Source organism: Pseudonocardia sp. ICBG601, assembly GCF_020496245.1.
In genome coordinates, this window is sequence record NZ_JAHLJA010000022.1 from 134,787 (window position 1) to 143,282 (window position 8,496).

General features: G+C 74.1%; 8 protein-coding genes and 3 pseudogenes. 3 read left to right on the forward strand and 8 right to left on the reverse strand.

Features of this window, described 5'->3' with window-relative positions:
• Together KPL57_RS08705 and KPL57_RS08710 are read left to right on the forward strand one after the other, a co-directional pair.
• A complete protein-coding gene (locus KPL57_RS08705; protein ID WP_226351182.1) occupies positions 1 to 1,263 on the forward strand; it encodes an MFS transporter in 1,263 nt (420 codons plus the stop codon).
• Positions 1,260 to 1,952, forward strand: coding sequence for an HD domain-containing protein (locus KPL57_RS08710; protein WP_226351183.1), 693 nt, complete (start codon positions 1,260 to 1,262; stop codon positions 1,950 to 1,952). The genes KPL57_RS08705 and KPL57_RS08710 overlap by 4 nt, the downstream gene beginning before the upstream one ends.
• Here KPL57_RS08710 and KPL57_RS08715 read toward each other — a convergent pair.
• Genes KPL57_RS08715 through KPL57_RS08725 form a run of 3 tightly spaced genes read right to left on the reverse strand, consistent with a single transcriptional unit; the run spans position 1,949 to position 4,119 of the window.
• Positions 1,949 to 2,701 (reverse strand): amino acid ABC transporter ATP-binding protein, encoded by a 753-nt coding sequence (locus KPL57_RS08715; RefSeq protein WP_020628208.1) that lies wholly within the window; start codon positions 2,699 to 2,701, stop codon positions 1,949 to 1,951. The two genes, KPL57_RS08710 and KPL57_RS08715, sit on opposite strands and share 4 nt — an antisense overlap.
• The gene (locus KPL57_RS08720; RefSeq protein ID WP_020628207.1) at positions 2,698 to 3,366 is read right to left on the reverse strand and encodes an amino acid ABC transporter permease; all 669 of its coding nucleotides are present in this window, start codon (positions 3,364 to 3,366) and stop codon (positions 2,698 to 2,700) included. Before KPL57_RS08720 ends, KPL57_RS08715 begins: the two co-directional genes overlap by 4 nt.
• Positions 3,367 to 4,119 (reverse strand): amino acid ABC transporter substrate-binding protein, encoded by a 753-nt coding sequence (locus KPL57_RS08725; protein ID WP_020628206.1) that lies wholly within the window; start codon positions 4,117 to 4,119, stop codon positions 3,367 to 3,369. It abuts the gene before it with no gap.
• Positions 4,120 to 4,196: 77 nt separating this feature from the next.
• On the opposite strand from KPL57_RS08725, the pseudogene KPL57_RS08730 reads away from it, so the two are divergent.
• Positions 4,197 to 5,097, forward strand: a pseudogene (locus KPL57_RS08730) (IS5 family transposase); the annotation flags it as partial.
• Between the two features lie 10 nt (positions 5,098 to 5,107).
• Here the strand turns inward: KPL57_RS08730 and hpt are convergent.
• The 5 genes and pseudogenes from hpt to KPL57_RS71915 all read right to left on the reverse strand — a co-directional run.
• Positions 5,108 to 5,668: a hypoxanthine phosphoribosyltransferase gene (gene hpt, locus KPL57_RS08735; RefSeq protein WP_226351184.1), complete on the reverse strand. Its 561-nt coding sequence runs from the start codon at positions 5,666 to 5,668 to the stop codon at positions 5,108 to 5,110.
• A 58-nt stretch (positions 5,669 to 5,726) separates the two neighbouring features.
• Complete coding sequence (gene tilS / locus KPL57_RS08740) at positions 5,727 to 6,836, reverse strand: tRNA lysidine(34) synthetase TilS (protein ID WP_226351189.1); 1,110 nt, start codon at positions 6,834 to 6,836, stop codon at positions 5,727 to 5,729.
• Positions 6,833 to 7,810, reverse strand: a complete 978-nt coding sequence (locus tag KPL57_RS08745; protein ID WP_233147812.1) for a zinc-dependent metalloprotease — start codon at positions 7,808 to 7,810, stop codon at positions 6,833 to 6,835. The genes tilS and KPL57_RS08745 overlap by 4 nt, the downstream gene beginning before the upstream one ends.
• Before the next feature lie 146 nt (positions 7,811 to 7,956).
• Positions 7,957 to 8,193, reverse strand: a pseudogene (locus KPL57_RS71910) (D-alanyl-D-alanine carboxypeptidase); the annotation flags it as partial.
• A gap of 65 nt (positions 8,194 to 8,258) precedes the next feature.
• Positions 8,259 to 8,486 (reverse strand): annotated as a pseudogene (locus KPL57_RS71915) (D-alanyl-D-alanine carboxypeptidase); the annotation flags it as partial.
• Between the last annotated feature and the right edge of the window lie 10 nt (positions 8,487 to 8,496).

Sequence of the window (8,496 nt, forward strand, 5' to 3'; positions counted from 1 at the left end):
GTGCCCGCCGCCCTCTCCGACTACCGCGCCGCCCTGGGGACCCCCGGGGCGGCCGCGCCGGTCTGCGCCTCCGTCCTCGGTCGGTTCCCGATCGCGATGCACAGCCTCGCCACGTTGCTCTACGTCCGCGAGGTCCACGGCTCCTACGCCGTCGCCGGAGCGGTCTCCGCGGCGCTGCTCGTCGGGACCGCCGTCGGCACGGTCGTGCAGGGGAGGGTGCTGGACCGGCTGGGCCCGACCCGGCCGATGCTGGTGCTCGTCGCGGCGTACCTGCTGTGCGTCACCGGGCTGGTGCTGAGCATCGAGTTCCGGGCGGCGCTGCCGCTCGCCGTGGCGGTCGCGGTCGTCACCGGGCTCGTCACGCCGGCGTTCGAGGGGTCGTCACGAGCGCTGTGGTCGGACCTGACCCCGCCCGGGCCGCGCCGCGAGGCCGCCTACACCTACGAGGCGATCAGCCTCGAGATCTTCTTCATCATGGGGCCCGCGCTGGCCGCTGTGCTGGTGGTGGCGACGCCGTGGCCGGGCACCGCGCTCGTCGCCGCGGCGACCGCGGAGATCGTCGGCACCACCTGGTTCGCGCTCACCGCCGCCGTACGCCGCCGCTCGGCCCGCATCCGCGCCGAGCGCGCCGACGGGTCGCTGCCGGTCGAGGCCGGGCTGCTCGGGGTGTTCCGGCGGCCCGGGCTGCGGACGGTGGCGCTGGCGTCGCTCGGGTTCGGGCTGGTGGCGGGGACCGCCGAGGTCGGCGTGATCGCCGCGACCGCGTTCGCCGGTTCGCCCGCCGCCGGAGGGCTCCTGCTCTCGCTCTGGTCGGTGGTCTCGGTGCTGACCGGGGTGCTCTACGGGATGCGGCCCTGGCCGAGGCCGCTGCACCTGCGGCTGCCGGTCCTGCTCGCCGGCTTCGCCGTCCTGGTGACGGCGATGGGGCTCGTCTCCCCGCTCGGTTCGCTGGTGCTGCTGGCCGTGGTGATGATGGCGGCAGGCGCGCTGATCACCCCGCAGGTGACCGCGCACTCCCTCGGCGTCGAGCAGACCGCTCCGGCCGGGGCGGCGACCGAGGCGTTCAACTGGATGGTGATGGCCGCGGTGCTCGGTGTCTCGGTCGGGCAGGCGCTGTCCGGCGTCATGATCGACCTCGTCGGGCCGGGCGGGTACGCGGCGGGCGGCGCCCTGGGGCTGCTGGTCGCCGGGTTGCTGTGGCTGCGTCGCGGCTCGGTCGCCGACACCGAGCCCCGTGTCGTCGCGGCCGGGAGCCCGGCGTGAGCGGCGCCGGGGAGCTGCGGCGGCTGCGCGACGTCGTCGCCGGTGACATGGCCGGTGCGGACGTCGCGCACGACCTCGGACACCTCGACCGGGTCGCCGGGCTGTCGGCCCGGCTGGCGGTGCGGGAGGGGCTCGACGGGTTCGTCGCCGCCGTCGCCGCGTACGTGCACGACCACCACCGGGCCGCCGAGGCCCGGCTCGGCCGGGTCGTCGCGCCCGCGGAGGTCCGCAACGACGCCCGGGACGCACTGCGCCGCGGCGGGGTCGCCGAGCAGCTGTGGGACCCGGTGCTCGACGCCGTCGAGGCCACCGGCCGGTACTCGTTCTCCGAGGCGGCCACGGCGCCCACCGCGGACCGGATCGCCGCCTGCCTGCACGACGCCGACATGCTCGACGCGATGGGCGCCACCGGCATCGCCCGCGCGTTCGCCTACGGCGGCGCGATCGGCGAACCCCTGTGGGACCCGGGGGCGGGCGTCGCGAGCGGTGGCTACCGGTCCGGGCCGACCGGCTCGGTCGTCGCCCACTTCCACGAGAAGCTGCTCCGGCTGCGTGGCGAGCTGCGTACCGCCGCCGGCCGCGAGATGGGCGAGCGGCGGCACGCGGCCCTGGAGGAGTTCCTGCGCCGGTTCCGCGAGGAGTGGATCGAGGTCCACGGCGATGAAGGCGGCGCTCCGCCCGAGGTCTAGAGCGGGTCCAGGATCCGCTTCAGGAACTGCCGGGTGCGGGGCTGCGCCGGCTCGACCAGCACCTGCGACGGCGGACCGGACTCCGCCACCACCCCGCCGTCGACGAAGAGGACCTGGTCGGCGACCTGCTGGGCGAAGCGGATCTCGTGGGTGACGATGACCATCGTCCGGCCCGCCGTCGCGAGGTCCTTGATCACCCGCAGGACGTCGCCGACGAGTTCGGGGTCCAGCGCCGAGGTGGGCTCGTCGAACAGCATCAGCTGCGGGTCGAGGGCCAGCGCACGGGCGATCCCGACGCGCTGCTGCTGGCCGCCGGAGAGCTGGTAGGGGTACTGGTCGGCCTTCTCGGCCAGCCCCACCTGGTCCAGCAGCCGCCGGGCGTCCGCGGTCGCCTCGGCCCGGGGCCGCTTCTGCACGATCACCGGGCCCTCGATGACGTTCTCCAGGACGGTGCGGTGCGGGAACAGGTTGTGCGACTGGAACACCATCGCGGTCCGGGACCGGAACCGGGCCAGCGTGGCCCGGTCGACGGGGGCGCCGAAGTCGACCGCGAGATCGCCGATGGTGATCACCCCGGCGTCGGCCCGGTCCAGCGCGTTCAGGGTGCGCAGCACCGTCGTCTTGCCCGAGCCGGACGGCCCGATCACGGCGGTCACGGTCCCGGCGGGGACGTCGAACCCGATGTCACGCAGGACCTCCAGCGTCCCGAAGGACTTGCGCAGGCCCCGGACGGTCAGCAGGTCGCTCATCGCGCCACGTACCTCTCCAGCCGCGCCTCCACCCGCACCTGCACGGACGAGAGGATCAGGCAGACGATCCAGTAGTACACCGCGGCCACGCCGTAGAGGGCGAAGAAGTCGAACGTCGGCGCCGCGGCCAGCTGGGCGACCCGCAGCAGCTCGGTCACCAGGATGGTCGAGGCCAGTGACGTGTCCTTGACCAGCGAGATCAGCGTGTTCGACAACGGCGGGACGGCGGTCCGCGCGGCCTGCGGGAGGATCACCCGGCGCAGCGTCGTCGCGTACCCCATGCCGATGGTCTGCGCGGCCTCCCACTGCCCCTTCGGAATGGACAGGATCGCCGCCCGGATGATCTCGGCCGCGTAGCCACCGACGTTGAGGCTGAACGCGATCACCGCCGACGGGAACGGGTCGATCACCAGCCCGAGCTGTGGCAGCGCGTAGAACACGATGAACAGCTGGACCAGCAGCGGCGTGCCGCGCACGACCGAGATGTAGGCGCGGGCCAGCCAGGACAACGCCGCGATCGACGATATCCGGGCCAGCGCCAGCAGCAGGGCCAGCGCCAGCCCGATCACGAAGCTGATCGCCGTCAGCGGGATGGTCATCGTGACCGTCGCCTTCAGCATCGGCCACAGGTTGCGGCCGATCAGCTCCCAGGTGGCGGGATCCATCTACTTCCCGCTGACGTCGCTGCCGAAGTACTTCTCGGACAGCTGCGCCAGGGTGCCGTCGGCCCGCAGCTCGGCCAGTGCCCGGTCCACGTCGGGCATCAGGCCGCTGTCCTTGCGGGCGGCGAAGGCCTGCTCGCTGGTGTCCCCGGTGGTGGCGGCGACCTTGACGCCCTTGTCCCCGGTCGACTTCTCGTACTCGCCGACGGCCAGGGTGTCGTTGACCGTCGCGTCGATGCGGCCGTCCTTGAGCAGCTGGACGGCCTGCACGAAGCCCTCGACGGCCTCGACGTTCGCCCCGGCGCCGCGGGCGACCTCGGCCCAGTTGCTGGTCGCGGACTGGGCGGTGGTGCGGCCCCGCAGGTCGGCCAGGCTCCGGATCGCGGTGTCGTCGGCGCGGGTGACGATCACGCCCTCGGACACGGTGTAGGGCGTCGAGAGGTCGTACTTCGCCTTCCGCTCGTCGTTGATCGTGACCTGGTTGGCGACGAGGTCGATCCGCTGCGACTCGAGCGCGGCGAAGATCGAGTCCCAGGGGGTCTGGACGAACTCGACCTCCTTGCCCAGCTTGGCGCCGACGGCACGGGCGACCTCGACGTCGTAGCCGGTCAGCTGCCCGTCGGGGCCCTGGAAGCTGAACGGGCTGTAGGTCCCCTCGGTGCCGACGCGCAGCGTGTCGGACCCACCGCTGCTGCAGCCGACGAGGGTGGTGAGGGCCAGCAGCGCGGCGGCCAGGGCCAGGATCGTGCGACGCACGGGGTCTCCTTCGGGCGGAACGGGGCGGACGGTCGCGACGCCCCCGCGGATGCGGGGACCTTAGAGCGTGTTTGGAAATGGTGGGTGTGTCGGGATGGTCGACACGGCTGGGGTGCTCCATCGTGGTCGGCATGCAGGAACGACCGCGCCGGTACCCCTCGGACACCAGTGATGCCCAGTGGGTGGTGATCGAGCCGTTGTTACCGCCGCTCGCGCGGCGGGGGCGGCCTGTTGCTCATGCTCGTCGGGACGTGCTGGACGCGATCTTGTATGTCGTGCGGACCGGGTGTGCCTGGCGGGCGTTGCCGGTGGACTTCCCGCCCTGGCAGACCGTCTACTGGTACTTCAACCAGTGGGAACAGCAGAAGGTCACCGAGAAGATCCTCCCGGTCGTGCGGGGGCAGTTACGTATCGCCGAGGGCCGTGATCCGGAGCCGAGTGCGGGGATCATCGATTCCCAGTCGGTCAAGGGCGCCGACACCGTCGGCCAGGACTCCCGCGGCTACGACGCCGGGAAGAAGACAGGCGGACGGAAACGGTTCATCGTGACCGACACCCTCGGTCTGCTGCTGACCACGATGGTGTGCTCGGCCTCGGTACAGGACCGCGACGGCGCCAAGCCGATCCTGCTCAACCTCTACCTGCGCACCAGGGTGCGGTTCGTCTACGCCGACGCCGGCTTCGCCGGGCGACTGCTCGACTGGGCCGCCACGATCCTGCAGACAACGATCGAGATCATCCGCAAGCCACCCGAGCAGCGCGGATTCACCGTCCTCCCACGAAGGTGGGTGGTCGAACGGACCCTGGCCTGGCTCACCGCACACCGACGCCTGGCCCGAGACTACGAACGCCACCCCACCACATCCGAAGCCATGATCCGCTGGGCCGCGATCAACACCATCACCCGCCGCATCGCCCGTGGATACCCCGCCACCCGCCAGCAGAAACACACGACCCCCTCAACCCACTAGAATTTCCAAACACGCTCTCAGGCGTAGACCGACGGGTCGAGCGTGCCGATGTAGGGCAGGTCGCGGTAGCGCTCGGCGTAGTCGAGGCCGTAGCCGACGACGAACTCGTTCGGGATGTCGAAGCCGACGTAGCGGACCGGGACGTCGACCTTCACCGCGTCCGGCTTGCGCAGCAGCGTCACGACCTCCAGCGACGCGGGCGAGCGGGTCTGCAGGTTGCCCAGCAGCCAGTTCAGGGTCAGCCCCGAGTCGATGATGTCCTCGACGATCAGCACGTGCCGCCCGGCGATGTCGCGGTCGAGGTCCTTGAGGATCCGCACGACGCCCGACGACGACGTCGACGAGCCGTAGGAGCTGACCGCCATGAACTCCAGCTGGGCCGGGATGGGCAGCGTGCGGGCGAAGTCGGTCATGAACATGACGGCGCCCTTGAGGACGCCGATCAGCACGAGGTCGGACTCGCGGCCGTCACGCACGAGGTCGGCGTAGTCACCGGCGATCTGCTGCGCCAGCTCCGCGGTCTTCTCGCGCACCTGCTCCTCGGTGACCAGCACCGAGGAGATGTCCCCGTCGTACACCCGACCCCCTCGCACGGACCGTGTGCCGGTCCGGTCGACGCCTCCACCGGGTCCGCGGTCACGCCCGGTCACGCGGCCGACTGTGGCGGCGCAGCACGAGCCTGCCACGGGCGCGGGTCAGCACCAAGCCGCCGCCCAGCGCCGGCCCGCCCTGTCCGCGCCACGCCCCGACGAGGTCGTCGGCGGCCCGCAGCTGCGCGTCGGTGAGTGCCCGCGCGCCGGCTCCGGCGAGCCATTCCCGCAGGACCCGGCGTCGTACGGCGGGCTCGGCACCGGCCAGGACCCCGGCGTCGAGGGGGGTGCCGACGGCCTCACCGGCCCCCGCCCCGGGCCCGGCCGGCTCCGTCACTGCGATACCCGGCGGTGGGCCGTTGTCACCGGAATCACCCGGCCCCGGCTCCCCCGCCCGCGCGGCCCGCTCACCGTCCGTGGCCACGCGGGCCGCGGACAGCAACCGGGCAGCGGCCGCGGAGAGGGCGGCGTCGTCGTCGTGGAGCTGGTCCGCGGTGCGCGCCAGCGCAGCCGCGACCCCGCCGCCCAGCACGTCCTCCAGCAGCGGCAGCACCTCGTGCCGCAGCCGGGAGCGGACGAAGCGGGGGTCGGCGTTGTGCGGGTCGGCCCACACCTCGACGCCCGCGGCCGCGCAGGCCGCGACCGTGTCCGCCCGGCGCACCCCGAGCAGCGGGCGCAGCCACGGCTCGGACCACTCGCGCATCCCGGACAACGACCGGGCCCCGGAGCCCCGGCCGAGGCCCAGCAGCACGGTCTCGGCCTGGTCGTCGAGGGTGTGCCCGAGCAGCACCGGGGACGACGGCGACGGCCGCGCCGCCCGCAGCGCCGCGTACCGGGCGGTCCGGGCCGCGCCCTCGGGGCCGCCCGCGTCACCGACGACGACCGGGCACACCGACGCCGTCACGCCGAGCCCGCGCAGCCGCGCCGCGAGCGCGGCCGACCGCCCGGCGGACCCGTCCTGCAGCCCGTGGTCGACGACGACGGCGTGCACCGGCCCCGCGACGACCTCCCGGACCGCGAGCAGCAACGCGGTGGAGTCGGCACCGCCGGAGCAGCCGACCAGCGGCGGGGCGGCGGCCACGGCGGCGGGCAGCCGGGTCAGTGCCGCCCGCACCGCCCGCCGGACCCGGGCCGCCGCGGACTCATCACCCGTCAGGCGACGCGGCGCAGCCACGCGGGCGGGTCGTCCAGCTCGGCGCGGGTCGGGAGCGTCTCCGGCGACTCCCAGGCCCGGTTGATCCCGGCCATCCCGGCCTCGCGCTCGACGGCCCGGCAGAACGCGGCGCCGACGGCGTACTGGCGCATCTTCGCCTCGACCCCGAGCAGCGCGCGCAGGATCCGGTCGATGAGCCCGCCGCCGCGGCGGCGCTCGGTGAACCGGCGCCGGATGAGCGCGACGTCGGGGACCACATCCGGCCCGACGGCGTCCATGACGTGGTCCGCGTGCCCCTCCAGCAGGGTCGACAGGGCCAGCAGCCGGTCGAGCACGGCCCGCTGCTCGGGGCCCTGCAGCAGCTCGACCAGGGCGAGCACGTCGGCCTTGCGGCCGTCCTCGCCGCGCAGCGCGCGGATCGCGTCGGGCAGCCGGGCGAGCCGCGCGGTGTCGGGCTCCTGCAGCGACAGCAGCTCGGTGACCAGCCCGGCGAAGTGGTCGCGCAGCCAGGGCACCGCGGTGAACTGGAGCCGGTGGGTGGCCTCGTGCAGGCAGACCCAGAGGCCGAACTGGTCGCCGTCGACGTCGAGCGAGCGGGAGGCGGCGTAGACGTTCGGGGCGACGACGACGAGCCGGCCCGCCCCGCCGGGCCCGCCGAACGGGTCGTACTGGCCGAGCACGCGGGCGCCCATGTAGGCGAGCAGCGCGCCGAGCTGGACCCCGGAGCCGGCGGCGGTGACCGTGCGCAGCGGCCACGGCGAGTCGGGCAGCCGGGCGCCGGAGGTCAGCGCCTCCATCCCCCCGACGGCGGCACGTGCCCAGGCGGGCCGGTCCAGCACGTCGGCGGGCAGCAGCGGCAGGTCCGCCCCGAGGCCGGTGACCTCGCGGACGTGCCCCTCGGCGCGGGCTGAGTCGGCACGCAGGCGCTCCACCAGCGCACCGGCCACCGCGGGGGTGGTGCGGGGCCCGGCCGGCATCAGTGAGGCCGCCGTCGACGCGGCCAGGGACCAGTTCACCGGCAGCCCGGCGCCGGGGCGGGCGGGGCTGCGGCCGGTGACCGGGCCGGTCGTGTCGGTCTCCATGCGGCCCACGCTACCCGCGACGACGGGTGCGCGAGACCGGGTCAGCCGCGGCAGCCGCAGCGCGACAGCGTCGCCGCGATGCGGTCCAGCGCGGGCCGGGCGTCGGCCGGCGAGGTGCCGTTGGACAGCAGCGCGAACACCAGCAGCCTGCCGTCGACGTCCGTGACGACCCCGGCGAGGCTGGAGGCGCCGGACAGCGTGCCGGTCTTCGCGCGCACGACGCCGCGCCCGGCGACCGACCGCGGGTCGCCGAACCGGTCGGCGAGCGTGCCGCCACCACCGGCGACGGGAGACCGGTGAGGATCGGGCGCAGGAACTGCACGTCGGTGGGGCTGTCGGACTGGGCCGCGGCCGAGGCCAGCACCGCGCCGAGCAGCCGGGCCGGGATCAGGTTGTCCCGGGACAGGCCGCTGCCGTCGGCGAGCCGGAGCCCGGACACGTCGTAGCCGGCCTGGACCAGGGCCTCGGTGACGGCCTTCGAGGCGCCGTCGAAGGACGCCTCGGCGTCCTTGGACACCGCGACCTGGCGGGCCATCGCCTCGGCGGTGACGTTGTCCGAGGCGGTGAGCATGTACTCGATG

Excerpts from the sequence above, each read along its gene's own strand:
- KPL57_RS08715 (WP_020628208.1), bottom strand. The coding sequence starts at position 2,701 with ATGAGCGACCTGCTGACCGTCCGGGGCCTGCGCAAGTCCTTCGGGACG.
- KPL57_RS08745 (WP_233147812.1), bottom strand. The coding sequence starts at position 7,810 with ATGCCGGCCGGGCCCCGCACCACCCCCGCGGTGGCCGGTGCGCTGGTG.
- KPL57_RS08720 (WP_020628207.1), bottom strand. The coding sequence starts at position 3,366 with ATGGATCCCGCCACCTGGGAGCTGATCGGCCGCAACCTGTGGCCGATG.